This window comes from Roseateles paludis, from assembly GCF_039872745.1.
Classification (GTDB): domain Bacteria; phylum Pseudomonadota; class Gammaproteobacteria; order Burkholderiales; family Burkholderiaceae_C; genus Pelomonas; species Pelomonas paludis.
The window spans coordinates 316,429-343,068 of sequence record NZ_JBDPZD010000002.1 but is presented as its reverse complement, the minus strand read 5'-3'; the positions used below and the strand labels follow the sequence as shown (position 1 = coordinate 343,068).

27 protein-coding genes are annotated in these 26,640 nt (G+C 67.4%); 15 read left to right on the top strand and 12 right to left on the bottom strand.

What is annotated here, in order from left to right:
• Positions 1–3 precede the first annotated feature (3 nt).
• Positions 4–1,749: a flagellar basal-body MS-ring/collar protein FliF gene (gene fliF, locus ABDJ85_RS07455; RefSeq protein WP_347704140.1), complete on the bottom strand. Its 1,746-nt coding sequence runs from the start codon at positions 1,747–1,749 to the stop codon at positions 4–6.
• Positions 1,750–1,876: 127 nt separating this feature from the next.
• Here fliF and fliE point away from each other — a divergent pair, with 127 nt between their 5' ends.
• On the top strand, positions 1,877–2,212 hold the full coding sequence (fliE, locus tag ABDJ85_RS07450) for a flagellar hook-basal body complex protein FliE (RefSeq protein WP_347704139.1): 336 nt from the start codon (positions 1,877–1,879) through the stop codon (positions 2,210–2,212).
• Positions 2,213–2,292: 80 nt separating this feature from the next.
• On the opposite strand, the gene ABDJ85_RS07445 is transcribed toward fliE, so the two are convergent.
• The 9 genes from ABDJ85_RS07445 to ABDJ85_RS07405 form a co-directional block, all read right to left on the bottom strand.
• Positions 2,293–2,499 carry a YgaP family membrane protein gene (locus tag ABDJ85_RS07445; RefSeq protein WP_347704138.1) on the bottom strand — a complete coding sequence of 69 codons (207 nt, stop codon included), beginning with the start codon at positions 2,497–2,499 and terminating at the stop codon, positions 2,293–2,295.
• Between the two features lie 99 nt (positions 2,500–2,598).
• Positions 2,599–3,093, bottom strand: a complete 495-nt coding sequence (locus ABDJ85_RS07440) for a pilus assembly FimT family protein (protein ID WP_347704137.1) — start codon at positions 3,091–3,093, stop codon at positions 2,599–2,601.
• The gene (locus ABDJ85_RS07435; protein ID WP_347704136.1) at positions 3,090–3,833 is read right to left on the bottom strand and encodes a flagellar brake protein; all 744 of its coding nucleotides are present in this window, start codon (positions 3,831–3,833) and stop codon (positions 3,090–3,092) included. The genes ABDJ85_RS07440 and ABDJ85_RS07435 overlap by 4 nt, the downstream gene beginning before the upstream one ends.
• Positions 3,834–3,946: 113 nt before the next feature.
• Positions 3,947–4,246, bottom strand: a complete 300-nt coding sequence (locus tag ABDJ85_RS07430; RefSeq protein WP_347704135.1) for a flagellar protein FliT — start codon at positions 4,244–4,246, stop codon at positions 3,947–3,949.
• 59 nt (positions 4,247–4,305) lie between these two features.
• Positions 4,306–4,758 carry a flagellar export chaperone FliS gene (gene fliS / locus ABDJ85_RS07425; RefSeq protein ID WP_347704134.1) on the bottom strand — a complete coding sequence of 151 codons (453 nt, stop codon included), beginning with the start codon at positions 4,756–4,758 and terminating at the stop codon, positions 4,306–4,308.
• 184 nt (positions 4,759–4,942) lie between these two features.
• A complete protein-coding gene (gene fliD, locus ABDJ85_RS07420) occupies positions 4,943–6,364 on the bottom strand; it encodes a flagellar filament capping protein FliD (RefSeq protein WP_347704133.1) in 1,422 nt (473 codons plus the stop codon).
• A 91-nt stretch (positions 6,365–6,455) separates the two neighbouring features.
• Positions 6,456–7,322: a flagellin N-terminal helical domain-containing protein gene (locus ABDJ85_RS07415; protein ID WP_347704132.1), complete on the bottom strand. Its 867-nt coding sequence runs from the start codon at positions 7,320–7,322 to the stop codon at positions 6,456–6,458.
• 176 nt (positions 7,323–7,498) lie between these two features.
• Positions 7,499–8,368, bottom strand: coding sequence for a flagellin N-terminal helical domain-containing protein (locus ABDJ85_RS07410; protein WP_347704131.1), 870 nt, complete (start codon positions 8,366–8,368; stop codon positions 7,499–7,501).
• 307 nt (positions 8,369–8,675) lie between these two features.
• Entirely contained in the window at positions 8,676–9,542 is an 867-nt protein-coding gene (locus ABDJ85_RS07405; RefSeq protein WP_347704130.1) for a flagellin N-terminal helical domain-containing protein, read from the bottom strand.
• Positions 9,543–10,199: 657 nt separating this feature from the next.
• Here ABDJ85_RS07405 and ABDJ85_RS07400 point away from each other — a divergent pair.
• The 14 genes from ABDJ85_RS07400 to ABDJ85_RS07335 all read left to right on the top strand — a co-directional run bounded on the left by ABDJ85_RS07400 (position 10,200) and on the right by ABDJ85_RS07335 (position 23,894).
• On the top strand, positions 10,200–10,709 hold the full coding sequence (locus tag ABDJ85_RS07400) for a hypothetical protein (protein ID WP_347704129.1): 510 nt from the start codon (positions 10,200–10,202) through the stop codon (positions 10,707–10,709).
• Between the two features lie 256 nt (positions 10,710–10,965).
• Positions 10,966–11,286 carry a flagellar transcriptional regulator FlhD gene (flhD, locus tag ABDJ85_RS07395; RefSeq protein WP_347704128.1) on the top strand — a complete coding sequence of 107 codons (321 nt, stop codon included), beginning with the start codon at positions 10,966–10,968 and terminating at the stop codon, positions 11,284–11,286.
• 68 nt (positions 11,287–11,354) lie between these two features.
• The gene (gene flhC / locus ABDJ85_RS07390) at positions 11,355–11,891 is read left to right on the top strand and encodes a flagellar transcriptional regulator FlhC (RefSeq protein WP_347704127.1); all 537 of its coding nucleotides are present in this window, start codon (positions 11,355–11,357) and stop codon (positions 11,889–11,891) included.
• 31 nt (positions 11,892–11,922) lie between these two features.
• Positions 11,923–12,654 carry a class I SAM-dependent methyltransferase gene (locus ABDJ85_RS07385; RefSeq protein ID WP_347704126.1) on the top strand — a complete coding sequence of 244 codons (732 nt, stop codon included), beginning with the start codon at positions 11,923–11,925 and terminating at the stop codon, positions 12,652–12,654.
• Between the two features lie 115 nt (positions 12,655–12,769).
• The gene (motA, locus tag ABDJ85_RS07380; protein WP_347704125.1) at positions 12,770–13,627 is read left to right on the top strand and encodes a flagellar motor stator protein MotA; all 858 of its coding nucleotides are present in this window, start codon (positions 12,770–12,772) and stop codon (positions 13,625–13,627) included.
• 137 nt (positions 13,628–13,764) lie between these two features.
• Entirely contained in the window at positions 13,765–14,718 is a 954-nt protein-coding gene (gene motB / locus ABDJ85_RS07375) for a flagellar motor protein MotB (protein WP_347704124.1), read from the top strand.
• Positions 14,719–14,792: 74 nt separating this feature from the next.
• Positions 14,793–15,185: a chemotaxis response regulator CheY gene (cheY, locus tag ABDJ85_RS07370; RefSeq protein ID WP_347704123.1), complete on the top strand. Its 393-nt coding sequence runs from the start codon at positions 14,793–14,795 to the stop codon at positions 15,183–15,185.
• A gap of 17 nt (positions 15,186–15,202) precedes the next feature.
• Positions 15,203–15,838, top strand: coding sequence for a protein phosphatase CheZ (locus tag ABDJ85_RS07365; RefSeq protein WP_347704122.1), 636 nt, complete (start codon positions 15,203–15,205; stop codon positions 15,836–15,838).
• 191 nt (positions 15,839–16,029) lie between these two features.
• Positions 16,030–17,214, top strand: a complete 1,185-nt coding sequence (locus ABDJ85_RS07360; RefSeq protein ID WP_347704121.1) for an EscU/YscU/HrcU family type III secretion system export apparatus switch protein — start codon at positions 16,030–16,032, stop codon at positions 17,212–17,214.
• Positions 17,211–19,301 carry a flagellar biosynthesis protein FlhA gene (gene flhA, locus ABDJ85_RS07355; protein WP_430765521.1) on the top strand — a complete coding sequence of 697 codons (2,091 nt, stop codon included), beginning with the start codon at positions 17,211–17,213 and terminating at the stop codon, positions 19,299–19,301. Before ABDJ85_RS07360 ends, flhA begins: the two co-directional genes overlap by 4 nt.
• Complete coding sequence (gene flhF / locus ABDJ85_RS07350; RefSeq protein WP_347704120.1) at positions 19,298–20,938, top strand: flagellar biosynthesis GTPase FlhF; 1,641 nt, start codon at positions 19,298–19,300, stop codon at positions 20,936–20,938. Before flhA ends, flhF begins: the two co-directional genes overlap by 4 nt.
• Positions 20,939–20,980: 42 nt before the next feature.
• Positions 20,981–21,766 carry a MinD/ParA family ATP-binding protein gene (locus tag ABDJ85_RS07345; protein WP_347704119.1) on the top strand — a complete coding sequence of 262 codons (786 nt, stop codon included), beginning with the start codon at positions 20,981–20,983 and terminating at the stop codon, positions 21,764–21,766.
• A gap of 9 nt (positions 21,767–21,775) precedes the next feature.
• Positions 21,776–22,489 (top strand): RNA polymerase sigma factor FliA, encoded by a 714-nt coding sequence (locus ABDJ85_RS07340; protein ID WP_347704118.1) that lies wholly within the window; start codon positions 21,776–21,778, stop codon positions 22,487–22,489.
• Positions 22,490–22,550: 61 nt separating this feature from the next.
• Positions 22,551–23,894 (top strand): methyl-accepting chemotaxis protein, encoded by a 1,344-nt coding sequence (locus ABDJ85_RS07335; RefSeq protein WP_347704117.1) that lies wholly within the window; start codon positions 22,551–22,553, stop codon positions 23,892–23,894.
• Here ABDJ85_RS07335 and ABDJ85_RS07330 read toward each other — a convergent pair.
• Both ABDJ85_RS07330 and rocF read right to left on the bottom strand, forming a co-directional pair.
• Positions 23,891–25,678 (bottom strand): ankyrin repeat domain-containing protein, encoded by a 1,788-nt coding sequence (locus tag ABDJ85_RS07330; RefSeq protein WP_347704116.1) that lies wholly within the window; start codon positions 25,676–25,678, stop codon positions 23,891–23,893. The genes ABDJ85_RS07335 and ABDJ85_RS07330 overlap by 4 nt on opposite strands.
• A gap of 39 nt (positions 25,679–25,717) precedes the next feature.
• On the bottom strand, positions 25,718–26,638 hold the full coding sequence (gene rocF, locus ABDJ85_RS07325) for an arginase (protein ID WP_347704115.1): 921 nt from the start codon (positions 26,636–26,638) through the stop codon (positions 25,718–25,720).
• Positions 26,639–26,640: the final 2 nt, after the last annotated feature.

The window sequence follows — 26,640 nt, the reverse complement described above, 5'->3', positions numbered from 1 at the left end:
CCGTCAGCTGGTTTCGCCGGTCATCCAATCGCGCACGATGTTGGCAACGGCGACTGGATTTTCGCGCGCCAGGCCACGGGCGCGGAGCAGTTTTTCACTGTGGATGGGCGCTTCAAGCCGCGGGATGCCATCGCCACCGCCCAGCAGCACCACTTCGTCGGAGACCATCTCGTCCAGTTTTTGCGGCTGGGCCTCTTCAGGCTCGGGCGGGGCCGGCGGGGCCGCTGCGCGGATGGCCGGGCGCACCATGCCAAAGGTGGCGATCAGGGCAATGGCGACGAAGGCCAGCGGCACGATGGCGCTGCGCGCGAAGTCGATCAGCCAGGGCTGCTTCCACAGCGGCTCTTCCACGGGCTCGGACTTGTCGACGATGAAGGGCGCGGTGACCAGCTTGACCGAGTCGCCCCGGTCCGTATTGCTGCCAATGGCTTCCTTGACAAGGTCGGTCAGGCGGTCCAGCTCGGCCTGGGGCAGGGCGGCGGTGGTGCTCTTGCCCTTGGCGTCGGTCGTGGTGCGGTGGTTGACGACGATGGCGGCCGTGAGGCGCTTGACGGTGCCGACGGCGTTGCGCGTCACGCGCACGGTCTTGTCGACCTCGTAGTTGGTGACCTGCTCGCGCCGGCTGTTGGCATTGCCGCTGCCGCCATTGGCTGTTTGCAGCGGGCTGCTGGCGGCGTTGACGGGGGCGGTGGCGGGCACCGGCGGCTGGTTGCTGGCCGCGCCGGGCACGCCGGTGGGCTGGGCCGGGTTGGCGTTGTTCTGCTCGCTGGTCTGGCTGCTGCGGACGGTGGCGTTGGCATTGGTGCCCTGGTTGGGGCGGTACTCCTCGGCCGTGCTCTCGACCTGGGAGAAGTCCATGTCGGCTGAGACGGTGCTGCGCAGGTTGTCGCGCCCGACGACGGGCTCCAGCAGGTCGAAGATGCGCTTGTTGTAGTCAGCCTCGATCTGGCGCTTGTAGCGCAGCTGCTGGCCGTCGAGGCCGGAGGTGAGGTCGGTGCTGGATTCGGACAGCAGGGCGCCTGTCTGGTCGAGCACGCTGACGTCACGCGGGTTCATGGTGGCCACGGAGTTGGCCACGGTGCTGGTGATGCCGGCGATCTGGCTGCGGTCCAGCACATAGCCGTTGCGCAGGGTCAGCACCACGCTGGCGCTGGGCTTGACCTGCTCGCGGAAGAAGCCCGTTTGCTGCGGCATCTGCAGGAAGACCTTGGCGTCCACCACGCCCACCATCTTGGCGAACTGCGTGGCCAGGGCGCCTTGCAGCGAACGCTGGTAGTTGACGCGTTCTGAGAACTGGGTCTGGCCGATGGAGGTCTTGTCCATCAGGTCGAAGCCGTCGCTGGCCGAGCTGCCGCCCTTGGGCAGGTTGGCCTGGGCGAGCTTCTTCTTCAGCTCGTGGTACTGGCCGGCCGGCACCAGCACATTGCCGGCGCCATCAAAGCGGTAGGGCGTGTTCCAGGATGAAAGCTGGGCCACCACCTCGCCGGCGTCCTTGTCGGACATGCCGGGGTGCAGGGGCCGGTAGTCGCCCTGGTTGGCCCACAGCGTGGTGGCCAGCACGGCCCCCACCAGCAGCGCCAGGCCGGTGGCCAGCAGCAGCTTCTGCTTCAGGGGCAACAGGGTCAGGCGGCCGGCAAAGCCGGGCAGCTCGGCCGCGCTGGTGGCAGGCACCATGGACGACGCCGTGGCGACTTGCGTGGGCGTGACCGTGGCGATCGCGGTGCTGGGGGCGGGGAGGGCGGTGTCCATCGGAAGCTTGGGCCGGGTTGCCGCAGATTATTTGCAGGCGGCCCTCTCAAGAATGGGCAGAACAGGCCGATAAGGGCGCCCCATCTCCCACCTTGGCGGCGTTGGCGCGTGCTTAAGCTGTCGCCCCATGCAAGTCCAATTGCGCCCCTTCAACTTCGCCGAGGCCGTGGCCCGCGCGGGCCTCACGCCTGCGGGACAACCGCTCGGCTCCCCAGTGGCGCCCAAGCCCGAGGTGAAGGCGCCGAGCTTTGGCGACGCGATGACGCAGGCGCTCAAGAGCGTGAGCGCACAGCAGAACGAAGCCTCGCGCTTGCAGCGCGAAGTGCAGCTGGACAACCCCACCGTCAGCCTCGAAGAGACCATGGTGTCGATGCAAAAGGCCCAGATCGGCTTCCAGGCCGCGCTGCAGGTGCGCAACCGCCTGGTCTCGGCCTACTCCGAGATCATGAACATGCAGGTCTGATCCGCCCTCGCCGGGCCGATCACCTGTGGGGCAGTTCGTGCTTGAACCTTAGCCGGCGTGGGGCGCCGGGCTCCCGCCGCTCACCGGTCCAGCTTGCGTCCGGCCATCGCGCACATCGGGCAGAAGCCGACAAAGCCCGTCAGCAGTGCGATCACGCCGGTGCCGGCTATTGCATAGCCGATCACCGCGTCCGGCAGCCCGCCGAACAGGCCAAAGCCGACCATCCCGACACCAGCCGCGACACGCAGCGCGCGTTCCCAGCCCGGCAGGTTCTTTTTGTAGAACATGGCATTCCTTCAAAGCGGCAAGCGCACATCGCGCTCACTGGCTAAGAGGGCTGGGGTTTTGAAATCGGTTCGCGGGCCGCGTAAATTTTTTGCCCCGCGCTACTTGCAGACGGAATGGCGCGGCGCATCCGGCCCGCACAGGGCGGGGCGGCCCAACGGGTTCAGGTCGATGAAGATCTGGTGGTTGCGGTCGTTGGACAGGCCGATCTTGGTCCAGCCCACGGCCTGGCCCAGCCCGCCTTGGAAGGTGGCCGTTTGGCCGGCCTGCAGCAAGGTGCCCTTGTACTCACGGCTGACGATGCCGCCCACCTCGCAGCGTGGCGTGCCGGTGGCGCAGTTGCAGGGCTGTTGGTAGCTGGTGCCCCAGCACCAGTCACGCCCGCTCTGGATGCTGACGTAGGTGCTCTGCCCGCGGTTGACGCTGGCCTCGCGCGCACGGCGCAGGTCCAGCTCCAGCAGCTCGGCCACATGGCGCAGGCGCTGGCGCGCCAGGTAGTTGGCGTAGCTGGGCACGGCCGCTGCGGCGAGGATGCCGATGATGGCCACGGTGAACACGGCCTCCAGCAGCGTGAAGCCGCGCCAGCGCAGCTTCACGGCTCGACGCGCAGCAAGCGGCGGCGCTTTTGGGTTTGATCCACGTAGACCTGGAGCGCGCGGGCCACGGCGGGGTCGAGCTCGGTGAACGCGCAGCCAACGTGGCGGTGGGGCTGGCCGTCAAGGTGGCCGAGTTCGATGTGCTGGACGCACAGCTGGATGGGCAACTGGGTGGTGCGGTCGAGTTCGAGCGTCAGCGCGTCGCGCAACTCGCCGACGCCGCCCAGCTCATGGTCGGGCAGCAGTTGCAGGCCCACGCCGCCCACGCTGACGTCGCAGACGCGCGCGGCAGCCTGGGAGCCGTCCTTTTGCGGCCAGAGCACGCGCGGGTAGGCCGAGCTGAGCGGTTGCACCCGGAAGGCCTGGCGGCGCTGGAAGCGGTAGAGCCGCGTGGGCAGCGCGCTGCGCAGCACGGCGCCGTGCTCGCCCAGCACGATGACGGGCGACTCCAGCTCGAACTGCAGCTTGACCGAGCCGATGAAGGCCACGCCGGTGATCTCGCCGTCACGCACCAGTTGCTCGGACTGCCCGTCGGGGTCGATGCCGATCTCGAAGCCGAGCAGGTCGGCCTCGGGGCTGAAGGCGCAGATGCGGGTTTGCAGCGCAAAGCCGTCGGGGCTGCTGAGCAGCACGCGGGACTGCTCGCGGCTCATTTCAAGCAGATAGCCGTGGATCTCGTGGGCCGAGACGACCCGGAGCTCCTCGGGCGCGTGCGATTCGACGGAAAGCGGCTGCGACATGCCCGGCATCCTAGCTGCGGGCTGCGCGTCATGCTTGGGCAAGAGGGCGGCGAAGGGCGTGCAAATGCCATGCATCGGTGCATGACGGTGGCGCCCCGAGGCGCTGCGGCGGCTCAGTGCACGACGGTGGCGCTGGTGCCGATCAGGTGGCCGAGGTCGTCGATCCAGGGCTCGGCGAGGTTGCGGATCTCAGCGTCGTTGAGCAGGATGCGCTGCATGATGCGCGTCTTGCGGCGGGCGTCGTCGGGGGCCAGGGCCTGCTGGTGTGCTGCCTGCTTGAGCTGCGAGATCAAGAGGACGCAAGCGCCTTCCAGCTTGACGACTTCGTCCCAGTTGCCGGTGCGGGCCGCATTCAGCATGTCGGCGCTGGCCTGCTCGATGGCTTCGTAGTAGGTCAGGAGATCGGTGGTCATGTCTTCGGTCTGTTCAGGAGTCGGCCGATAACGGGTGGGGCGGGAGCAGGGGCGGGCCTTCAGGCCGCCACCGGCTCCCCCTGGGCGGCGCCACGGACCACAGGGTGGCTGCCGATCGAGTTCCAGGCCTCACGCACAGGAGTCAACACGCGCTGGCACTCGGCAATGGCGTCGAGGTCGCTGTGCAGGTTGGCTTGCGTGAGGCGCATGCTGGTGTAGATGTAGAGCTGGCGGAGTTGCTCCGACAGCTCGCCCCCGGCCGGGTTGAGCCCGGCCTTGAGGCCTTCGTCGAGGATGCGCACGGCGCGGGTGAGCGCGCGGCCTTTCAGCTCGACGTTGTTGGCCGCGATGGCGGCGCTGGCCTGGCTCATGGCGTCGAACAGGCCATCAAAGAGGAGGGCGACCAGGCGGTGCGGGCTGGCGCCCTGGACGTCTGTCTCCAGCCCGACCTTGGTGTACATGCTGGCCCGCTGGTTGCGGGCGGCGAATGGGGAGGAGAGATTGCCGTACATGCTGCGGGCTCCAAGAGGTCTTGAGCCGTTTTCGGCCTGCCGGCGGGGGAACTTGAGGACCCACAGCAGCATTGGAGCGCCGGATTCTTCCGACTATTCCGCATCTTGCGCTGCCACCGGGCGGCTCCCGGGGGCTGACAGCCTGCCGGAGCAGGTGACCTCCGGCGTCGTGGCGCGCAGCCGTTCAGCCGCTCTTGTTGAGCTGGGCGAGCTGGGTGGTGACGTAGTTGGACAAGCCGTTGAGCTTGCTCATCTGCACGTCCAGCGCGTTGTACTGGGCGCGGATGCGCGCCTCGGTCTGGGCGACGTGGTCTTCCAGCGAGGCGGTGCGCTTGTCGTTGCTGCTGATCTGCTTCTGGATGCCGGCCTGCCGGGCGGCGACACGGCCGTTGGAGCTGAGGGCGCCGTCCACATAGCTGCGGATGCGCTGGGCAAAGCCGTCGTTGGACGAATTGCCGCCGCTGTCCAGCCCCATGAACAGCTTCTTGAGGCTGTCGAGGTCGCCCATCGCGGTGTTCAGCTTGGTGTCCGAGGTAGTCAGGTTGCCATCGCTGCCAGGCTCGATGCCGATCTGGGTCAGGCGGTTGATGCTGCCACCCAGGCTGGTGGTGCCGCCGGCGATGCTGCGCAGGCTGGCCTGCAGGCCGATGGCCGTGGAGTCGCCTTGCAAGGCGCCCGCAGTCTTGCTGCCGGCGTCGTACTTGGTCTGGTCACGCAGCAGGGCGTTGACGGCGTTGTAGGCGGCGGTGAACTCGGCGATGGCCTTCTTGATGGCGTCCTTGTCCTGCCCGATGCTGATGACGGGCGGGAAGGTCGTCGTCTTGAGCAGGGTGATGTTGAGCCCGTCAATGGCCGACTTGAGCGTGTTGGACTCGCTGCTGATGTCGATGCCGTTGAGGATGGCGCGTGCATTGGCGGCCGGCAAGGTCTGCACCATGGCGGCGACGCCGTTCACCGGGTCGTAGGAGAGGTTGGACACACCGCCGCTGCCGCTGGCGACAAAGCCATTGCTCTCGCCGGTGTCGGTGGAGCGCAGCACCAGGCGGGCGCCGGTGCTGTCGTTGACGATGGAGGCGGTGACGCCGGCGCTGGCGGCATTGATGCGGTCGCGCAGGGTGTTCAGCGTGTCGCCGTCGGCCACGTCGATGTTGACGGCGGTGCTGCCGGCCTTGGCGGTGAAGGTGGGGTTGCCGTCCACATCGGTGCTGTGGGTGCCGAGCTGGATGGTCAATGTGCCGGCCGTCAGCGTGCTGGTGGAGCTGGCGTAGGTGGTGCTGGCCAGGGTCTGGGCGGTGGCCAGTTGGTTCACCTGGACGGACACATTGCCCACCGCCGCGCCGGCGCCGACGGTAGCGGTGACGGCTGAGCTGTCGGACGAGGTGGCTTGCGTGCCGCCCCAGGTGTCGGGCCGGGTCAGCTTGGCTGCCGCGTCACGCAGTGAAGACAGCGCGCTTTGCACCTTGCCGTAGGTGGACAGCTCGGTCTTGAGCCCGTCGGTGCGCTTGGCGATCTGAGTGATGGGGGTGCGTTCGACAGCGACGAGCTTGGCCACCAGGCTCTCGACATCGAGTCCGGATCCAATACCTGCTGAAGAAATCGTGGCCATGGCTATCGCGACGGTCAAAAGGCAAAAGGCCGATCGTCCCTGGGGGAATCGGCCATGTCGAGCGGAACTTTAGGTCCCGAGCGAGAAATATTTAGCGTTGCAGCAGCGCAAGCACCTGCTGAGGCAGCTGGTTGGCCTGGGCCACCATCGCATTGCCGGCCTGCTGCAGGATGGAGGCGCGGCTCATCATGGCGGTTTCTTGCGCGAAGTCGGCGTCCATGATGCGGCTGCGGGCGGCGGTCTGGTTTTCGACCGAGATCTGCAGATTGGCGATCACGGCGTCGAAGCGGGACTGGATGGCACCGTAGGTCGCGCGGGTGTTGCTGATGGTGTTGAGCGCGGTGTCGATGTTGTCAATCACCGTGCCTACGGTCGCAAAGTCGGCGGTGTTGTCGATCAGGGCCGGGAAGGGCGAGGTGCCCGCACCCAGGATGGCGACGATGTCGGCATTGGCCGTCAGGTCCAGCGCCGCGATCGAGATCGAGTCGTTCGTCGAGGTGTTGGCACCGATCTGGAAGGTCTGGGCCACACCCGAGACGTCTGCCAGGATCGGCTTGCCGTTGAAGGTCGTGGCGTTGACGATCCGCCAGATTTCCTGCCCGAGCTGGTCGAACTCCTTGTTCAGCGAGTCCTTGTCGGAGTTGCTGTTCGTGGCGTTGCGCGCCTGCACCGCCAGTTCCCGCATTCGCTGCAGGTTGTCGGCCACCTTGCCCAGCGCGCCTTCAGCGGTCTGCGAGAGCGAGATGCCGTCGTTGGCGTTTCGGATGGCGACGTTCATGCCGCGCACCTGGGTGTTCATCCGCTCCGCAATCGCGAGGCCGGCGGCATCGTCCTTGGCGGAGTTGACGCGCAAGCCCGACGACAAGCGCTGCATCGAAACGGCCAGGGAGCCCTGGGACGCGTTCAGATTGCGTTGTGCGTTGAGCGAATTGAGATTGGTGTTGATGGTCTGGGGCATGACGCACTCCTGAGTTCGACACCGGATTCAGCCCCTTCAAAGTTGGAGCGAATCCGTGTGATCGAATTCTGCGAGTGCGTTTCCCAGGCCTAAAGGCCGAAGAACAGGCAAAACCACGGCCAATACGGCGCCGTGGTCTTGGAGTTGCCAACCGCCCCGTGCGGTGGGCCTCTCGATCAGCCGCCGCGCAGCAGCGTCAGCACCTGCTGGGGCAACTGGTTGGCCTGGGCCACCATGGTGTTGCCAGCCTGTTGCAGGATCTGGGCGCGACTCAGGTTGGCCGTTTCGACCGCGAAGTCGGCATCCATGATGCGGCTGCGTGCAGCGGCCTGGTTCTCGACCGAGACCTGCAGGTTGGAGATCACGGCCTCGAAGCGGTTCTGCGAGGCACCCAGGGTGGCGCGCTGGCTGTTGACCTTGTCGATGGCGATGTCGATGTTGGCAATCACCGTGTCGATGGTGGCACCGACGGCGGTGTTGTCGATCACGGCACGTCCGGCGCCGGTGTTGTCGGTGCCGGCCACGGTGGTGATCAAGGGGTCGGCCGTCATGTCGGTCGTGGTGACGTCGATGCGGTCATTGGTCGTGGTGTTGGCGCCGACCTGGAAGGTCTGAGTGCCCGCCGACGTACCAAGAATGGCGATGCCGTTGAAGGTCGTGCCGCCGATGACGCGCTGGATTTCCTTGGCCAGCTCGCCGAACTCCTTGTCGAGGGAGTCCTTGTCGGCATTGGTGTTGGTGGCGTTGCGGGCCTGCACCGCGAGTTCACGCATGCGCTGCATCGCGTCGCCCACCTTGGCCAGAGCGCCTTCAGCGGTTTGCGCCAGCGAGATGCCGTCGTTGCTGTTGCGGATGGCGACGTTCATGCCGCGCACCTGGGCGTTCATGCGCTCGGCGATCGCCAGGCCGGCGGCGTCGTCCTTGGCGGAGTTGACGCGCATGCCGGAGGACAGTCGCTGCATTGCAATGGCAAGCGAGTTTTGCGACATCGCCGTGTTGCGTTGGGAGTTCAACGACGTGATGTTGGTGTTGATGATCTGGGCCATGACTCAATCCTTTCGTTGACGATCGGTTCCGGGGCGATCTGGGTCGGGACAGTTGCGATTCGCCTGGAGAGCCGGTGCCGGGCCCAAAAGACCAAGCACGACCAACCAGACCACGTAGTCCTCGAATGAATCGCGAACCCGTTGGACTGGTTATCGTCGAGTGCTGGATTGACTTGAGTGAATTATTTGGCGCGTAGAAGGACCACCCGCGGCGGCAGGTGGCCATCAAGGGGCTTGAGCTGGAGGGGTGAGTGCGACCGCCGTACTTGCGGGCGGTTCGCTCAGGGCCAGCGAGGCTGGCCCGGCGTCATCGAAGCAAGGACAGGACTTGCGATGGGATCTGATTCGCTTGCGCGATCATCGCGTTGCCTGCTTGCTGGAGGATGTTCGCACGGGAGAGGTTGGCGGTCTCGATCGCGAAGTCGGCATCGGTGATGCGGCTGCGCGCGGCGGACTGGTTCTCCACCGAGATTTGCAGGTTGCTGATCACCTGGTCGAAACGGTTTTGCGAGGCGCCCAAGGTCGCGCGCTCGGAGCTGACCTTGTTGATCGCCGTGTCGACGTTGGCGAGCACCGTGTCGATGGTGGCACCAGCGGCGGTGTTGTCGATCACGGCACGGCCTGCACCGGTGTTGTCCGTGCCGGCCACCGCGATGATGCTGGCGTCGGCCGTCATGTCGGTCGTGGTGACGTCGATGCGGTCGTTCGTGGTGGTGTTGGCGCCGACCTGGAAGGTCTGGGTGCCGGCAGCGCTGGTCGCGAGGATGGCGCGGCCGTTGAAGGTCGTGCCGCCCAGAACGCGCTGGATTTCCTTGGCCAGTTCGCCGAATTCCTTGTCGAGCGAGTCCTTGTCGGCGTTGGTGTTGGTGGCGTTGCGGGCTTGCACTGCCAGCTCGCGCATGCGCTGCAGCGAGTCAGACACCTTGGCGAGAGCGCCTTCAGCGGTTTGCGCCAGCGAGATGCCGTCATTGGCATTTCGGATGGCGACATTGCCACCGCGCACCTGGGCGTTCAGGCGTTCGGCGATCGCCAGGCCGGCGGCGTCATCCTTGGCGGAGTTGACGCGCAGGCCTGAGGACAGGCGTTGCAGGGAAGTTGCCAGCGAGTTCTGAGAACCCGAGGTGTTGCGCTGTGCATTCAGCGACAACAGGTTGGTATTGATGATGGCGGCCATGATGCGCTTCCTTTCGTGCTTCAAGACTCCCGGCGAAAGTGCCGGACGCAGACCAGGTGCCCGGGTTTGGCACCCGTGCTTGCCCGACGCCAGTCAACCGCTGAAGCCCCACCCCCGCGCAGATGCTGTGCGGGGTGCCACCTCGGCCGTCTAGCCGGACCACGAAGCCGTTTTCAGCTTCGATGGGATGGCTATCGGACGGCGCAAGCGGGAACTTGAGCCGTTCGTGTCAAGAGGTGTGATCTTTTGATAAGCGCCGCCTCCAAGGCCCTGTTTGGTCTATCCACGCTCACACCGGGAAGGAAGCGAACGGTGTGATGGATGTCACGGGACGACAGGGCTGGTGGTGGGGCTATCGGGGCTGAGCGTTGAGAGGTCTGGTCTTGAGTTGAAGCAGTGAAAGGAAGCGCCCCATGGGGTTGGGGCCGGTGTGAAAGGTTCTGAACAGGTCTGAAGCAGGAAGCGCCAGGGCGGGGAGGCGACGAATTGGGGCTGAAGCAGCCCGCCCTGTGCCTCTTGGTTTTCGGCCGCTGGCTGGAGGCACAGGCGGCGAGTAAAGGGCGGGCAGCCGCGCTTTTCAAAGCTTTGAAGGCGGGGGGTGCTGCCTAAAGTTCTCCGCAATCCGGCCGAGAACCTGCGCCGGTTTGGAGAGTCACTATGCGAGCCCCTGCCGCCATGCGCGCTGCCCACCGTCCGTCCGATGCGGCACGCCTCGCCGTGTCTGCCACACCGGGTGCCGCCCCCAAAAGCGAATCCAAGGCCCTGCTGGCCCGGGCCCGCAACGCCGCCTACGCCGAAGCGGCGCAAGGCCGTGTCGGGCATGGGCTGGGGGTGCTGCTGGACGCGCTGGAATCCGAACCCATGAGCCATGACCTGCTGTCGGACATGGCCGCGCTGCTGCTGTCCGCCGGCAAGCTGGACCACGCCGCCGCCTATGCCGAGCAGGCGCTGCAGGTTTGCCCGCTGCACGGGCCCAGCCTCTACGCGCTGGGCTTTGCGCTCTCGGGCAAGGGCGAGGTGGACCGCGCCCTGGGCGTGCTGACTGAGCTGACCACCGGCCGTGGCCGCGACAGCCTGCAGACCGAGGCTCCGGAGCTGCTGGCCGTGGCCCAGGCCGAGCTGGCGCGTTTGCAGACCCTGCAAGGCACTGACCGCGCGGCTGCCTGATCAGCACCCCCAAATTTCTTGCAGACCCCGCCTCGGCGGGGTCTTTGCTTTTGGGGGCCTGGGTGCAGCAGGCGGGCCTCGGGAATCTCGGGTCCGCCCGCCGACATCGCTGTAGGACTTTGCCTGACAGGCCGGTCGGAAGTTGCAGGACGCGCGGTACGGAAGTGGGCTGATATTCACCGGCATCTCGCGTTTTCAGAATCCGCTCCACGCTGAATCGATCAGCAGCCACCGATCCCAAACACTGGAGCCCGCGATGAACACCGACCAACTGCTCTCTGAGATCCGCGAAGCCAATCTGTCCTACTTGATGCTGGCGCAGAACCTGATCCGCACCGACCGTGAGCAGGCGCTGTACCGCCTGGGCATCAACGAGGAAACGGCCACGCTGATCGCCACGCTCAGCCCCGCGCAGATCATGAAGATCGCCGGTGGCAACACCCTGCTGTGTGCCTTCCGCATGAGCGACGACCTGGTCTGGGGTCTGCTGACCAGCCATGGCAAGCCTGCAGCGGCCGAGTCGGTGAACCGGCTGCACGCGTCCATCCTGATAGCCGGCCGTCACGAACACGCCTGACCTGAACAGCTGGCTTGGGGCGGCCCGGCGCTGCCCGCAAACACAAACACTGGAACCTGGAGACCACCATGCGCGTCAAGAGCATCCTCACCGAAGCCAAGCAGATCGAACGGGCCGTGCAGCTCATCCACCTCGGCGCGCGCCTGCAGGTGCTGGAGTCTGAGACCGACCTGTCCTACGAGCGCCTGCTGCGCCTCTACAAGGAAGTCTCGGGCCGCTCCCCCTCCAAGGGCCAGCTGCCGTTCTCGACCGACTGGTTCATGACCTGGCAGCCGAACATCCACGCCAGCCTGTTCCTCAACATCCATGAGTACCTGAACAAGGCTGCCGAGCTGGACGAGATCGACACCGTCATCAAGGCCTACAAGCTCTATCAGGAAGAGACGGCGGTGCAGGGCCTGGAGGCCATGCTCTCGGTCACCCGCGCCTGGCGCCTGGTCAAGTTCGTAGACAACGGCATGCTCACGCTCACCAAGTGCTCCAAGTGCAATGGCCACTTCGTGACCCACCCACACGAGATTGCCCGCCACTTCGTCTGCGGCCTGTGCAACCCGCCGGCCCGCGCCGGCAAGGGCAAGGCCCAGGGTTCCATCCAGATGCATTGAGGCCGCTACCCGCTGGCCGACACTGCACACCATGCCTGTGTTGCGTTGGCCGCTGTCGGCCCTGCTGAGTTGGTTGCTGGCCTGGGGCGCCGTCTGGCTATCGGGCCACTTGGGCTGGGCAGGCTGGGGCGCCTTGGCCGTGGGCCTGGCGGTGGCTGCGCTGCTGGCCATGCTGCAGCGCGCGCGCTGGCGCCGGGCCATCGTGGCCTTGGGCTTCCCGGTCTCGGCCCTCGCGCTGGGCTTGCCTGCCGACTGGCCGGCCTGGCTCTGGGCCTTGCCCTTGTTGCTGGTCTGGGCCGTCTACCCACGCCGGGCCTGGCGCGACGCTCCCGTCTTCCCCACCCCCGCCGGCAGCCTGGAGCCCTTGGCCTCCCACCTGCAGTTGCCGCCCACAAGCCGCGTGCTCGATGCCGGTAGCGGCGCGGGCGATGGCTTGCGGGAACTGTGCCGGGCCCTGCCGGGAGCGGCGGTCGAGGGGATTGAGTCCAGCCTGGCGCTGCGCCTGTTGTCGCGCCTGCGCGTGCCGGCGGCCCGCGTGCACGCCGGGGACATGTGGCAGCTCGACTGGGCGCCCTATCAACTGGTCTACCTTTTCCAGCGCCCGGAATCGATGGCGCCCGCCTGGCGCAAAGCCCAAACGCAAATGGCGCCCGGCAGCTGGCTCGTGAGCCTTGATTTCGCGATCCCGGACGTCTCGCCGCGGGCGAAGTGGCAAATCAGCACCGGACAGACCGTTTGGGTCTACCGCACCCAGGGACGGTAGCGACTGAAGCGCCGGGAGATGTCAGAAATGACCGGCAATCGCGGTCATTTGCCTGCACTGCCCCGGGTTGCCCCGCTGCATACTGGTCCGAGCACTTACGACCCCTCGCGCAAGCATGTTTGTCATCATCGGCTGGGCCGTCGCCATGGCCTGCATCTTTGGCGTGTACATCGCGCACGGTGGCAACATCGCCGTGATCCTGCACGCCTTGCCGTTCGAGATGACCACCATCTTTGGCGCGGCGCTTGGAGCCTTCCTGGCCAACAACCAGATGAAGGTCGTCAAGGCCACGGCCGCCGGCCTGGGCCAGTGCTTCAAGGGCAGCAAATACAACAAGGCCCGCTACATGGACCTGCTCGCGCTCATGTACGACATCTTGCAAAAGGCGCGCAAGGAAGGCCTGATGTCCATTGAAAAGGACGTCGAGGACCCGCACTCCTCCGCCGTCTTCCAGAAATACCCGACGGTGGGCAATGACCACCACGTCACCGAATTCATCACCGACTACCTGCGCATGATGGTCTCGGGCAACCTCAATGCCCACGAGATCGAGTCGCTGATGGACAACGAGATCGACACCCACCACGCCGAGGCCCACGCCCCGGTGGCCGCCCTGCAACGCCTGGCCGGCGGCTTGCCTGCCTTCGGCATCGTGGCCGCCGTGCTGGGCGTGGTGAACACCATGGGCTCCGTCGGCCAGCCCCCGGCCGTGCTGGGCGGCATGATCGGCTCCGCCCTGGTCGGCACCTTCCTGGGCATCTTGCTGGCCTACGCCTTCGCCGAGCCCCTGGCCGGCCTGCTGGAGCAAAAGGTCGAGGACGCCGGCAAGGAATTCCAGTGCATCAAGACCACCTTGCTCGCCAGCATGCAGGGCTACGCCCCGCAAGTCGCCATCGAGTTTGGCCGCAAGGTGCTCTTCTCCGGTGACCGCCCCAGCTTCACCGAGCTCGAAGTCTTCGTAAAGAAAAAATGAGCATGGCTCCGCTGTCGAGCCAGGCGGCGCAAGCCGCCGGCGCCCTTCCAGCGGCAGCCGTCGAACCGGCTTTGCCGGGCGACTGGCTGCGCCCCCCTGGGGGGGAGCGCCGCAGGCGCAACGGGGGGGGGCGATAGATGGCTGGGGACGCGAAAAAGCTCCAGCCAATCATCGTCAAGCGCGTCAAGAAGGGCGGGCATGCGGCGCATGGCGGGGCCTGGAAGATTGCCTACGCTGACTTCGTGACGGCCATGATGGCCTTCTTCCTGCTCATGTGGCTGCTGGGCTCCACGACCGAGGGCGACAAGAAGGGCATTGCCGATTACTTCCAGTCGCCCCTCAAGGTGGCGATGCTGGGTGGCAGCGGCGCGGGCGATGCGTCCAGCGTCGTCAAGGGCGGCGGCAAGGACCTCACCCGCGAGACCGGCCAGGTCAAGACCGGCGAGGTCGAGGCCAAGAAGCGCAGCTACAACCTCAAGGCCCTGAAGGAAGAGCAACGCCGGGCCGAGAAGGCGCGGCTGGAGCAGCTCAAGGCCAAGGTCGAGGACGTGATTGCCGCCAACCCCAAACTCACCGCGCTGGGCGGCCAGATCAAGCTCGACATGACCAAGGAAGGCCTGCGCATCCAGATCGTGGATGAAGGCAACCGCCCCATGTTCGACAGCGGCAGCGCCGTGGTGAAGCCCTATATGCGCGACCTGCTGCGCGAGCTGGGCCAGGTGCTGGCCGAGGTGCCCAACCGCTTGACGCTGGAAGGCCACACCGACGCCCAGCCCTTCCCGGGCGGCAACAAGGGCTATAGCAACTGGGAGCTGTCGGCCGACCGGGCCAACGCCTCGCGCCGCGAAATGGTGCTTGGCGGCCTGCCCGAGGAGCGCATGCTGCGCGTGCAGGGCCTGGCCGCCAGCAAGCTGCTCGACCCCAAGCAACCCGAGAGCCCGCTCAACCGGCGCATCAGCATCATCGTGATGAACCGGGACGCCGAAGACGCCGTGCTCAAGGGGGCGTCGGATGAGGAAGACAACGACGTGCCAAGTGCAGCGGACATGAGCAAAATGACGCAGTCTGCGGCGTCGGGCGCCGGCCGCTAGCGCCTAGACTGCATCATGAATAGCAGCACCGCTGCGAACGCGAAACACGGCAGTAGCACCACGCGAGGATCACCATGAGCGCTGACATGAAGTTTCTGGTTGTCGACGATTTCTCCACGATGCGCCGCATCGTGCGGGGTCTGTTGAAAGAGATCGGCTACAACAACTGTGAAGAAGCCGAAGATGGTGTCGAGGCCCTCAACATGCTCAAGGCCGGCAAGTACGACTTTGTCGTCAGCGACATCAACATGCCCAATATGACGGGCTTCCAACTGCTCACGGCCATCAAGGCCGACGCCAGCCTCAAGCATCTGCCGGTGCTGATGGTGACCGCCGAAGCGCGCAAGGAAGACATCGTGCAGGCCGCCCAGTCAGGCGCGGCGGGCTACATCGTCAAGCCTTTCACCAAAGCCACCCTGGAAGAAAAAGTCCAGAAGATCATGCAGAAGCTCGCGGCAGCGGCCTGAGCTGAGGGAGCCCCCACATGTCTTTGGAACAGTTGGCCAAACTCAGTTCGGGCATGGACCCGTTGCTGGTCTCCCCCGAGGTCTTCCAGCAACTCGGCACCATCACCCGTGTGCTGCACGACACCATGCAGCAGCTCGGCGTCATGCCCAAGCTCCAGATGGCCACCGACGGCCTGCCGGACGCGCGCAGCCGCCTCAGCTACATCGCCACCAAGACGGCGGCCGCCGCCGACAAGGTGCTCAACTCCGTGGACCAGGCCAAGCTGGATCACGCCGAGATCAATGCCGCCACCCGCCGCATGGCCGACGCCATCGTGGCCGACCCGGTCAAGGCCGTGGCCAGTGGCGCGGTGCTCAACTTCGTCAAGGAAGTTGAAGACCGCACCTCGCGCATCGACCAGCACCTGACCGACATCATGTTGGCCCAGGACTTCCATGACCTCACCGGCCAGGTGGTGGCCAAGGTCGTGACGCTGGCGAACGACCTCGAAGACAGCCTTGTCAAACTGCTCGTGCAGGTGGTGCCGCCTGAGCAGCGCGAAAAGGTGGACCCGAGCATCCTGCAGGGCCCGGTTGTGAACCCCGAAGGCCGCACCGACGTGGTGGCTGACCAGGGCGAAGTGGACGACTTGCTGGCCAGTCTCGGTTTCTGAGTCTCTGGTTTGCTCTGCACGGACGACCCGCTTAGGCGGGTCGTTTGCTTTTGTGGGTGGTGGTTTTGTTGGGGTGGTTGTGTGGCGAGGCCCACACCCACAAAACCCAGCGAACAGCGCCCCAGAACTGACCCCCAACTCCCCCCCTTTTCCCGCTCAAGTTTTCGGCCCCCCTCCGAACAATCGAGGGCATGGCCGACCATGATGCTCACGACCGCCACCTGCCAGCCTCGGCCAAGAAGATCGAACGATCTCGGGCCGAAGGACAGCTGCCGCGTTCGCGCGATCTGCCGCACTTCGCGGCGATTGGGGCGGGTGGTGCGCTGATCTGGTTTGCCGGGCCGCGCCTGCTGGGCGCCACGCTTGACCTGATGCGCCATGGCCTGCGCTTTGATGGGCACCAGCTCGCGGCGGCCGATTTCATGCAGTCTCGGCTGCTGGAGTTGACCCTGGCCTTTGCGGGCGTGGCCGGGCCGCTGTGCCTGGCCCTGACCCTGGTGGCCGTGGCCGGGCATCTGGGCTCGGGCGGGTGGAACTGGACGCTCAAGCCCCTGGCGCCCAAGTTCACCCACCTCAACCCCCTGACCGGCCTGGCGCGCCTGCTCAGCCCGCATGGCCTGGGGGTGGCGCTCAAGGCCACCTTGCTGGCCCTGGTGCTGGGCCTCGTCGGCGCCTATGTGCTGCGGCAGCGCCTGGCGTCCTACGTCAGCATCATGGCGGTGCCGCTGCCCTCGGCGCTGGCCTATGCGGCCGAGCAACTGGTGGGGGGCCTCGCCCTGGTGGTGCTGGCCCTGGCGTTGTTTGCCGTGGTGGACGTGCCCTTGCAGCGCCAGCTCTGGCTGCGCCGCCTGCGCATGAGCCGCGAAGAGGCCAAGCAGGAATTGAAAGAGGTGGAAGGCAACCTCGAGATCAAGCAAAAGGTCAGGGCGCGCATGCGCGAGATGGCCAAGCGCCGCATGCTGGCTGCCGTGCCGCAGGCCGACCTGGTGGTGATGAACCCAACCCACTACGCCGTGGCGCTCAAGTACGAGGACGGCAAGATGGCCGCGCCGCGCGTGGTGGCCAAGGGCGCCGACCTGCTGGCGCTCAAGATCCGCGACATCGCCAAGGACGCCAAGGTGCCGGTGCTGCAGCAGCCGGCCCTGGCCCGTGCGCTCTACGCCCACTCCAAGCTAGACCAGGAGATCCCGGCCGCGCTCTTCGCCGCCGTGGCCCAGGTGCTGGCCTATGTCTACCAGCTGCGCGCTGCCCTGCGCGCACGCATGGCGCTGCCGGTGGAGCCGCACCCGCACGTGCCGCCCAACTTGGACCCCCACAACGACCCGGACTGGAAGCCGGACGCAGACGAACTTGGCGATGAGGAGGCTGAGGCATGAACGAAATGCTGGCCAAGCTGCAATCCGTGCTGGGCCCCCGCGCGGGCGTGTTCGCGGCCCTGGGCGCGCCCATTGGCGTGCTGATGGTGCTGGGCATGATGGTGCTGCCCCTGCCGCCCCTGGTGCTGGACCTGCTCTTCACCTTCAATATCGCGATGGCGGTGATGGTGATGATGGTGGCCGCCAACATGGTGCGGGCGCTGGACTTCGCAGCCTTCCCGGTGGTGCTGCTGCTGACCACCCTGATGCGCCTGTCGCTCAACGTGGCCTCCACGCGCGTGGTGCTGCTGCAGGGCCACACCGGCCCGGCGGCGGCGGGCAAGGTGATCGAGAGCTTTGGCCACTTCCTGATTGGCGGCAACTTCGCGGTCGGCTTGATCGTGTTCGCCATCCTCGTGGTCATCAACTTCATCGTGGTGACCAAGGGTGCGGAGCGCATCGCCGAAGTCGGCGCCCGCTTCACCTTGGATGCCATGCCCGGCAAGCAGATGGCGGTGGATGCCGACCTGAACGCCGGCCTCATCAACGAAGCCGAGGCCAAGCGCCGCCGTGCGGAGCTCTCCGACGAAGCTGACTTCTTCGGCTCCATGGACGGTGCCAGCAAGTTCGTGCGTGGCGACGCCGTGGCCGGCATGCTGATCCTGGCCATCAACATCGTGGGCGGCTTCATCATCGGCGTGGCCCAGCACGGGCTCTCGGCCTCGCAGGCCGCTGACAGCTACATCCTGCTGGCCGTGGGCGATGCGCTGGTCGCGCAGATCCCGGCGCTCTTGATCTCGGTCTCGGCCGCCATGGTGGTGTCGCGCGTGGGCTCGGACAAGGACGTGGGCAGCCAGATCGGCCGCCAGGTCTTCGGCTCGCCCAAGGCGCTGGCCATCACGGCCGGCGTGGTGGGCATGCTGGGCCTGATCCCGGGCATGCCGCACTTCGTCTTCCTGCTGATCGCCTCGGGCCTGGGCTATATGGCCTGGTGGCTGCGCCGGCGCGAGCAGGCGGCCGAGGCGGCCAAGGCCGTCAAGCCGCTGATGCCCGTGGCCGAGCCGCAGGCTGAGGCCACCTGGGACGACCTCGTGCCCGTAGACACCCTGGGCCTCGAAGTCGGCTACCGCCTGATCGCCCTGGTCGACAAGACGCGCGAGAGCGACCTGCTCAGCCGCATCAAGGGCGTGCGCCGCAAGTTTGCGCAGGAGGTGGGCTTCCTGCCGCCGCCGGTGCATATCCGCGACAACCTGGAGCTGCGTCCCAGCCAGTACCGCATCCTGCTGCGCGGCGCGGTGGTGGGCGAGGCCGAGGCCTACCCGGGCATGTGGCTCGCCATCAACCCCGGCCACGCCGCGCAAAAGCTCATAGGCACCACCACCACCGACCCCGCCTTCGGCCTGCCGGCGGTGTGGATCGAAGAACGCCAGCGCGAAATGGCCCAAATGGCCGGCTACACGGTGGTTGATTGTTCGACCGTCGTGGCCACCCACCTTTCACACTTGATGCAAGTGCACGCGGCACGCCTGCTGGGCCGCGTGGAAACCCAGGCCCTGGTGGACCACCTGACCAAGCAGGCGCCGCAACTCATCGAAGACGTGATTCCCAAGATGGTCGGCATCGCCACACTGCAACGCGTGCTCCAGCTGCTGCTGGAGGAGGGCGTGCACGTGCGCGACATGCGCTCCATCATCGAATGCATGGCCGAGTACGCACCCACCGTGACCGACCCGGTGGAGCTGACCAAGCGCATCCGCACCCACATCGCGCCAGCCATCGTGCAGCAGATCTACGGCAGCGTGAAGGAGCTCGACGTGATCGCGCTCGAGCCCGACCTGGAGCGCCTCGTCACCCAGGCGCTCACCTCGCCGCACGGCGCTGCACTCGACCCCGGCGTGGCCGACACCCTGGCCCGCAGCGCGGCCGAAACGGCCCAGTCGCAAGAAGACCGCGGCGTGCCCGCCACGCTGCTGGTGCCCGACCTGATCCGCGCCCCGATCGCACGCCTGCTCAAGCGTGCCGCGCCCCGCCTCAAGGTGCTGGGCCACAGCGAGATTCCTGAGACCCACACCATCCGCATCGGCTCCATCATTGGAGGTACAGCATGAACATGCGCAAGTTCACCGCCCGCAGCACCCGCGAGGCGCTGGCCCAGGTCAAGGAGGCTTTCGGGCCCGATGCCGTGGTCCTGTCCAACAAGTCGGTGCCCGGCGGCGTCGAGATCATGGCCATGGCGCCCGAGGGCCTGGGCCAGATCGAGCAGGCCGCCCGCGTCACGCCCGCCACGCCCACCCCGGCAGCGCGTGCACCGTTCTCCGAGCGCGCCAGCGCCCCGGAACGCCGTGCGTCCAGTGCCAGCCGCCAGACCGTGGGCCGCGACGTCGAGCAACTCGCCATGAGCACGCTGTCCTTCCAGGACTATGTGCGCGAGCGCATGCTGCGCCGCCGCGATGCCGAGCTGCGCGGCCAGGTGGAACCCACGCTGGACGCCGCCCCGCTGCTGACCGCCGCCAAGCCCGTGGCCTCGCTCGACGAAGTGCGCCGCCAGCGCGAGGCCCGCGCCGCCGCCGCCATGGCCGCGCTGGCCCCCCGCAAGCGCAATGCCGAGCCAGAGGCTCCCACTGCACAAGCCGCTGAAGCGCCGCGCCGTGGCGCCGCGCCCCGCCACCTGCCGGTGCTGCGTGACGAGATCCGCATCCCCACCCAGCGCGAGACGCCGCGCTTCCAAGGCAGCGTCCCCACGCTCAGCGATATGGCCCTGCCTGCGGAGGCCTCGGGCTTGCCCGCACGGCGCGACACGCCCGACATGATGAATGAGCTGCGCCAGGTGCGCGGCTTGATCGAGGAGCGCTTCAACTCCCTGGCCTTCATGGAGAAGCTGCAGCGCCAGCCCGTGCAGGCGCGCCTGACGCAAAAGCTGCTGGAGCTGGGTTTCTCGCCCGCGCTCACCCGCAAGCTGGCCGATGCCTGCCCCAGCGAGTTCCCGCCCGGCGAGGTGGCTGACGAGCAAGCCTGGGCCCAGCATGTGCTGGTGCGCAATGTCCTCACCGACGAAGCTGGTCCCGCGCTGGAGGACCGCGGCGGCGTGTTCGCGCTGATCGGCTCCACCGGCGTGGGCAAGACCACCACCACCGCCAAGCTGGCTGCACACTTCGCCACCAAGCATGGCGCCAGCCAGCTCGGCCTGATCACGCTCGACGCCTACCGCGTTGGCGCCCACGAGCAACTGCGCGCCTATGGCCGCATCCTCGGCGTGCCCGTGCACACCGCGCACGACCGCGCCTCGCTCGACGACTTGCTGGAGCTGCTGGCCAACAAGAAACTGGTGCTGATCGACACGGCAGGCATGGCCCAGCGCGACAGCCGCACCCACGAGCTGCTGGAGATGCTGGCCCACCCGCGCATCAAGAAAGTGCTGGTGCTGAACGCGGCCCAGCAGGGCGAGACGATTGAAGACGTCGTCACCGGCTGGAAGGCCGCCGCCTGCGAGGGCGTGGTGCTGTCCAAGATCGACGAGGCCGTCAAGCTCGCGCCGGTGCTGGACACCTTGATCCGCCACCGCCTCAAGATCCTCGGCGTGGCCAATGGCCAGCGCGTGCCCGAGGACTGGCACCGCCTCAGCAGTGCCGACCTGGTGCAGCGCGCGCTGCGCAGCGCCGCCCCGGGCGCCTGGCGCCTGGCCACGGCCGACGTGAACCTGATCTTTGCCGGCGCGCCGGTGGCCGAACACGGCTTGAAGGCTTAAAGGCTTGAACTGGATGACCGACCCCAGCCAGCAGGTGCCTAGATGAGCAACCGACTCGACGACCAGGCGCAAGGCCTGCGCAGGCTCTTTGCCACCCCGCGTGCGCGCTGGGTGCCGGTGGTCAGCAACCCCGAGGTGGCCTCGTCCACCGCGCTGCTGGAGCTGCTGTGCCGCGCCTATGCCGATCTCGGCCTGCAGACCCTGCTGGTGGACGCCGGCGAGCGGGTGGAGACGACCTCCGAGCTGGCGGCGGTGGACATGTCCAAATGCATCGAGCGGCTCTCGGGCCGCGTCAGCTACCTGGCCGCGCGCGGTTTGCCCATGCGCTACCTCAACCACCACGGCTCGGCGGCCGGCTTCCTGGACGCCGTGATCGAGGCGGCCCCCCAGGTGGACGTGATCCTGCTGCACGCCGCCGCGCCTGAAATGGCCCGCATGCTGACCCAGCGGCAGCTGCGCCCCCTGCTTTTGGCTGACACAGACCCGCGAAGTGTGACGTCTGCCTATGCCAGCCTCAAATGGTTGGCCCAGCGCACGGGTTTGCTGGTCTACAGTGTTTTGATGTCCTGCCCTCCGCAACTGCGGCTGGCCACGCGTATCGCGCAGCAGCTGTCCCAATGCGCCGACACCTACCTGGGTGCCGCGGTGGCTGATGCGGTCTGCTGGGACACCCGCGCGAGCCGCGCGCCGCTGAGCGCCGAGGTGCTGCAGCTGGCCCGCGAGCTACTGCTGGCCAGCCCGCCGGGAGAGCGCCCCTCGCCCGCCCTGCTGGCCGACGCCCAGCCCCTGCGCCCGCTGCAGGCTCACGCTTCCGTTTTTGCCCACTGAGTCGCCGCCATGTACACCGCCAAAGGCCGTCTCGACAACAGCTCGCTGATCAAGCAGTACAGCCCGCTCGTGCGACGACTGGCGCATCAGATGGTGGCCAAGCTGCCGGCCAATGTCGAGGTAGACGATCTGATCCAGGTCGGCCTGATCGGCCTGACCGATGCGCTCTCGCGCTTTGATGCCGGCCAGGGCGTGCAGTTCGAAACCTTTGCCACCCAGCGCATCCGCGGCGCCATGCTCGACGAGCTGCGCGGCGGCGACTGGATGAGCCGCGGCGCCCGCCGCCAGCAGCGCGAGATCGAGGAGGCCGTGCGCCGCGTCGAGCAGCGCCTGGGCCGCCCGGCCGCCGAGGCCGAGATCGCTGCCGAGATGGGCCTGCCCCTGCCTGACTACCAGGACCTGCTGACCAAGGTGCGTGGCACCCAGCTCGTCTACCTGGAAGACATGACCGGCGCCGAGGGCGACGACGACTACCTCGACCGCCATGTGGCTGACGACGGCGCCAACCCCATGTCCCTGCTGCAGGACCATCGCATGCGCGAGGCCCTGGTGCAAGCCATCAAGAACCTGCCCGAGCGTGAGCAGTTCGTGATGAGCATGTACTACGAGCACGACATGAATCTGAAGGAAATCGCGGCCGTGCTCAATGTCACGGAGTCGCGTGTTTGTCAGCTGCACAGCCAGTCCATTGCAAGACTCCGGGTCAAACTGCGAGACTGGTGAGGGTAGGGCGCCGCAGGCGTAGCTGCCCCTCCTGCGTCTCAACACACCCTGGGCCTCCTACATGCTGAGCTGGAAACGAGGCGAGTCCTCGCCCCTCCCCGCGCCGACGCGCAGCTCGGGCCAGAGCGACCTGGCCCTGGGCGCGATTCGCAAGCTCTCAGGCTCGGTGTCCGAGGTGGGCCACGACGCGGCCGAAGTGCGCGGTGCGCTCGACGACGTGCAGCGTGTGGTCAGCGCCCAGGCCCAGGCCATGCAAGCCCTGGCCGACGAACTCAAGGGCGTGGCGCGCGCCCAGGTCGCCATCACCGCAGCCACCACGCAGAGCAACCAGTCGGTGCAGCGCGCGCGTGATGCGCTGGCCAGCGCAGGGGCCGAGGTCGAGGGCATGTCCCAGACCCTCAAGCAGGTCTCGGAGGCAGCGGCCGGCATCACCCGCATTTCGCTGCAGACGCGGCTGGTGGCCTTCAACGCCTCGGTCGAGGCCAAGCACGCCGGTGACGCCGGGCGCGGCTTTGGCGTGGTGGCCGATGCCATCAAGTCGCTGGCTGCCCAGGTCGAGACCTCGTCCAAGGCCATCGTCTCGGCCATCGCGTCGCTGCAGACGCGCATTGATCACTTCAGCACCCAGCTCGTGGAGCGCGACAGCGCCAAGCCGAGCGAAGTGCATGCCGCCTTCCGCGCCGTCGAGACCGAAGTCACGGCCATCGCCACCTCAGCCGGCCAGAGCGCTCATCAGGTCGAAGCCCTCAATGCGCGTGCGCGCGAGCTCGAGTCTGAGGTGGGCGAGGCCCAGCATGGGCTCAAGGTGGCCCTCGCCGGCAGTGACCGCTTCCTCAAGCTCTCCGAGGACTTGATCGAGCAGATTGCCGGCAGTGGCGTCGAGGTCGAGGACGGCGAGTTCATCCGCCTGGCCCAGGGCGCGGCGCGCGACATTGCCGCGCTGCTGGAAGAGGCCCTGCGCAGCAATGCCATCAGCGAGGCCGACCTCTTCGACGAGAACTACCGCCCCATCGAAGGCACCAACCCGGCCCAGGTGCTGACGCGTTTTTGCCAACTGACCGACCGCCTGCTGCCCGAGATCCAGGAGCGCGTGGTCCAGGCCAATCCCAAGATCGTGTTCTGCATTGCGGCCGACCGCAACGGCTACATCGCCACGCACAACAAGAAGTACTGCCACCCGCAGCGCAAGGGCGACACGGTCTGGAACACGGCCAACAGCCGCTACCGCCGCATCTTCAATGACCGCACAGGCCTGGCGTCAGCGCGCAACACCAAGCCCTTCCTACTGCAAACCTACCGCCGCGACATGGGCGGCGGCAAGTTCGTCATCCTCAAGGAAGCCGCCGCACCCATCGTGGTCAACGGCCGGCACTGGGGCGGCTTGCGCCTGGCGTTCAACTTTTAGTTCGCTGCTTTCGGCTTGGGCGTGGCTGGCGCCGCCTTCTTGCTGGCGCTGGGCTTCAGCGGCGCGGGCTCGACAAACTTCAGGTGCAGCAGTTGCTGCTGCGGCATGCGCTGTGATTGCCCATCCGGCCCACCCAGGTTGAGCGGCACACCAACAGCCAGGTGCAGGGTGCGCCCCACAAGCTGAGCCACGGGCACCGGCTCACCGATTGGCTCGGCCGAGGTGTCGAGCAGCCTCTCCACGTCACGCACCAGGGCCGGCGCTGTGCCCTGGCGGCGTTCATGGAAGTCCTGGCGCTCGCTCGGGTCCCCATCGAAGACGTTGTAGCCGCCCTCGCAGTGGGGCGAGGCGGGCGGGCAGCTCCGCATGACCAGCAGGTCGGCCGTCTCGGGCTTGCTGCGGTCGGCGTCGGGCAGCGCGCCGCTGGCAAAGGGCCGGAAGGCGGGGCTGCGCAGGTCCCGTGCGTTAAGCTGGGCCAGCCAGTCAGCGTCCAGCGAGGCCGCCACCATCACGCGCTCGCCACCGCCGGGGAAGCGCACCACCAACTGGAAGGGCCGCGGCGCCAGTTGCCACTCGCCGGCGGGGCTGGGCTTGAGAGCTTTGCCGTCCTGCTCGATGCCAAGCTCCACCGCATAGCGCGGGCTCTGCGCGGCGGCTTGCAGCATGCGCGGCTCAGCCCAGGCGCGGATGTCGGCCGCACGCTCGCCGCCGGCGGCGTCAACCACGCCGCCCGGGCGGGCCGTCTGGGACAGCGCCGGGCTCGGCAACAGGCTGGCGCCGCGTGCGGCCAGGTGCTCCACCAGTGCCAGCTGGCCGCCCATGGCCGCCGCTTCGATGGCGGAGATGCGTGCCCCGGGCGCGGCGTCCAGGCGCGCGCCGGCGGCCAGCAGGGTGTCCAGCGCGTGGCGATGGCCTCGGAAGGCGGCCATGGCCAGGGCCGTGGGCAGCTCATCGCGCACGCGCGGGTCCTGCTGGTCGGGCTTGGCGCCGGCAGCCAGCAGGCGCTCGACGCTGGTGAGCGCCACATCGACCTTGGGGCTGGCCAGCGCGACCTGCAGCGGGCAGCCTGCTGGCGCGCAGTGGTTGGGGTCGGCGCCACGGCGCAGCAAGGCCTCCAGCGCCTCATGCCGACCGGTCACGTCGGCGATCACGACGGCCATTGTCAGCGGCGACAGGCCATCCTCGGCATCGATGTTGACGGGCACCTCGGCCGGCACCTCGGCCAGCGTCTTGCCCGCATTGGGCCCGCCCAGCCGGGCGCGCCACAGCAAGTGGGCCTGGACGGCCGCCATGGCGGCGGCGTCCTTGGGCGAGGGCAGCAAGCCCAGTTGCACCCAGCGCAGCACCTCGCGGTTGAAGTCGTTGCCCATGGGCGTGGGGCCGCGCTCGCCCCGTTGCTTGAGCTGCACCACCGACCAGGACGCACTGCCATCGGCCTGCTTGCGGGCAAAGGGCAGGCTGATGTCGCCGGGCCGCGCCAGGCGCACCATCCAAGGCCGCAGCGCGGGCTCGATATCGGTCAGGAAGCGCGCACGCCGCTCCTTGCGCGCCGGGGCCGTGCTCGCATTCAAGGCGCCCACGCGCACCGCGTGCTCGGCGGCAGCGAGGGTGCTGAAGTCGGCCACGATGTACTGGTAGCTGTAGAAGCCCGTGCTGCTGCTGACGGCCAGGCGCATCAGCCGCCAGTCTTCGGCGGTCCAGGTGCTGGCATCGACTTTGTCGGGCGTTTGTGCAGAGGCAGCCGCAGTGAGCAGCGCGAACAGCGCTGGGAGCAGTTTGTGCATAGGGAGGTGTTGAGAGCGCGCCCGAGTGGGGCAGCAGGCTTACTTGCGCATCAAGGTGGACTTGCCGAAGAGGGACTCGATCAAGTCCACGGCGACCAGGGCCGTCTTGTTGCGCTCGTCCAGCGCGGGGTTGAGCTCGACGATGTCGAGCGAGGCCATCAGGCCGCTGTCGGAGATCATCTCCATGCACAAATGGGCCTCACGGTAGGTGGGGCCGCCGGGCACGGTGGTGCCCACGCCGGGCGCCATGCTGGGGTCGAGGAAGTCCACGTCGAAGCTGACGTGCAGGTGCGTGTTGGCGTCCATCGTGGCCAGGGCCAGCTCCATCGCGTGGCGCATGCCCACCTCGTCGATGAAGCGCATGTCGAAGACCTCAAGGTCTTGCTCATGCACAAAGCGCCGCTCGCCTTCGTCCACGCTGCGGATGCCGATCTGCCGCACCCACTTGGGCGAGATGGCCGGCGTGGCGCCGCCCAGTTCGATCAAGGCCTGCGGGCCAAAGCCGCACAGGCAGGCCACGGGCATGCCATGCACATTGCCGCTGGGCGTGAGGGTGTTGGTGTTGAAGTCGGCATGGGCGTCGAGCCACAGCACGCGCAGCTTCTTGCCTCGCTCGCGGCAATGCCGCGCCACGGCGCTGATGGAGCCGATGGCCAGGCAGTGGTCGCCGCCCATCAGGATGGGCATGCGGCCGGCTTGCAACTCGGCGTAGACGGCGGTGTGCACCTGGGTGTTCCAGGCCACCACCTCGGGTAGGTGGCGGTAGCCGTCCTGCGGCGGCAGCCAGGGGTTGACGGGGCCTTGCAGGTTGCCCCGGTCCTCGACCTGCGCGCCACGCGCCTGCAGCGCAGCTGCCAGGCCCGCCACGCGCAGGGCCTCGGGGCCCATGCTGGCGCCGCGTGCGCCGGCACCGATGTCGGTGGGCGCGCCGATGAGGGAGACCTGACGCAGGCGGGTCATGC

Coding starts and splice junctions, on each gene's coding strand:
- fliF (WP_347704140.1), bottom strand. CDS start 1,749: ATGGACACCGCCCTCCCCGCCCCCAGCACCGCGATCGCCACGGTCACG.
- fliE (WP_347704139.1), top strand. CDS start 1,877: ATGCAAGTCCAATTGCGCCCCTTCAACTTCGCCGAGGCCGTGGCCCGC.
- ABDJ85_RS07445 (WP_347704138.1), bottom strand. CDS start 2,499: ATGTTCTACAAAAAGAACCTGCCGGGCTGGGAACGCGCGCTGCGTGTC.
- ABDJ85_RS07435 (WP_347704136.1), bottom strand. CDS start 3,833: ATGTCGCAGCCGCTTTCCGTCGAATCGCACGCGCCCGAGGAGCTCCGG.
- ABDJ85_RS07430 (WP_347704135.1), bottom strand. CDS start 4,246: ATGACCACCGATCTCCTGACCTACTACGAAGCCATCGAGCAGGCCAGC.
- fliS (WP_347704134.1), bottom strand. CDS start 4,758: ATGTACGGCAATCTCTCCTCCCCATTCGCCGCCCGCAACCAGCGGGCC.
- fliD (WP_347704133.1), bottom strand. CDS start 6,364: ATGGCCACGATTTCTTCAGCAGGTATTGGATCCGGACTCGATGTCGAG.
- ABDJ85_RS07415 (WP_347704132.1), bottom strand. CDS start 7,322: ATGCCCCAGACCATCAACACCAATCTCAATTCGCTCAACGCACAACGC.
- ABDJ85_RS07410 (WP_347704131.1), bottom strand. CDS start 8,368: ATGGCCCAGATCATCAACACCAACATCACGTCGTTGAACTCCCAACGC.
- ABDJ85_RS07405 (WP_347704130.1), bottom strand. CDS start 9,542: ATGGCCGCCATCATCAATACCAACCTGTTGTCGCTGAATGCACAGCGC.
- ABDJ85_RS07400 (WP_347704129.1), top strand. CDS start 10,200: ATGCGAGCCCCTGCCGCCATGCGCGCTGCCCACCGTCCGTCCGATGCG.
- flhD (WP_347704128.1), top strand. CDS start 10,966: ATGAACACCGACCAACTGCTCTCTGAGATCCGCGAAGCCAATCTGTCC.
- flhC (WP_347704127.1), top strand. CDS start 11,355: ATGCGCGTCAAGAGCATCCTCACCGAAGCCAAGCAGATCGAACGGGCC.
- ABDJ85_RS07385 (WP_347704126.1), top strand. CDS start 11,923: ATGCCTGTGTTGCGTTGGCCGCTGTCGGCCCTGCTGAGTTGGTTGCTG.
- motA (WP_347704125.1), top strand. CDS start 12,770: ATGTTTGTCATCATCGGCTGGGCCGTCGCCATGGCCTGCATCTTTGGC.
- motB (WP_347704124.1), top strand. CDS start 13,765: ATGGCTGGGGACGCGAAAAAGCTCCAGCCAATCATCGTCAAGCGCGTC.
- cheY (WP_347704123.1), top strand. CDS start 14,793: ATGAGCGCTGACATGAAGTTTCTGGTTGTCGACGATTTCTCCACGATG.
- ABDJ85_RS07365 (WP_347704122.1), top strand. CDS start 15,203: ATGTCTTTGGAACAGTTGGCCAAACTCAGTTCGGGCATGGACCCGTTG.
- ABDJ85_RS07360 (WP_347704121.1), top strand. CDS start 16,030: ATGGCCGACCATGATGCTCACGACCGCCACCTGCCAGCCTCGGCCAAG.
- flhA (WP_430765521.1), top strand. CDS start 17,211: ATGAACGAAATGCTGGCCAAGCTGCAATCCGTGCTGGGCCCCCGCGCG.
- flhF (WP_347704120.1), top strand. CDS start 19,298: ATGAACATGCGCAAGTTCACCGCCCGCAGCACCCGCGAGGCGCTGGCC.
- ABDJ85_RS07345 (WP_347704119.1), top strand. CDS start 20,981: ATGAGCAACCGACTCGACGACCAGGCGCAAGGCCTGCGCAGGCTCTTT.
- ABDJ85_RS07340 (WP_347704118.1), top strand. CDS start 21,776: ATGTACACCGCCAAAGGCCGTCTCGACAACAGCTCGCTGATCAAGCAG.
- ABDJ85_RS07335 (WP_347704117.1), top strand. CDS start 22,551: ATGCTGAGCTGGAAACGAGGCGAGTCCTCGCCCCTCCCCGCGCCGACG.
- ABDJ85_RS07330 (WP_347704116.1), bottom strand. CDS start 25,678: ATGCACAAACTGCTCCCAGCGCTGTTCGCGCTGCTCACTGCGGCTGCC.
- rocF (WP_347704115.1), bottom strand. CDS start 26,638: ATGACCCGCCTGCGTCAGGTCTCCCTCATCGGCGCGCCCACCGACATC.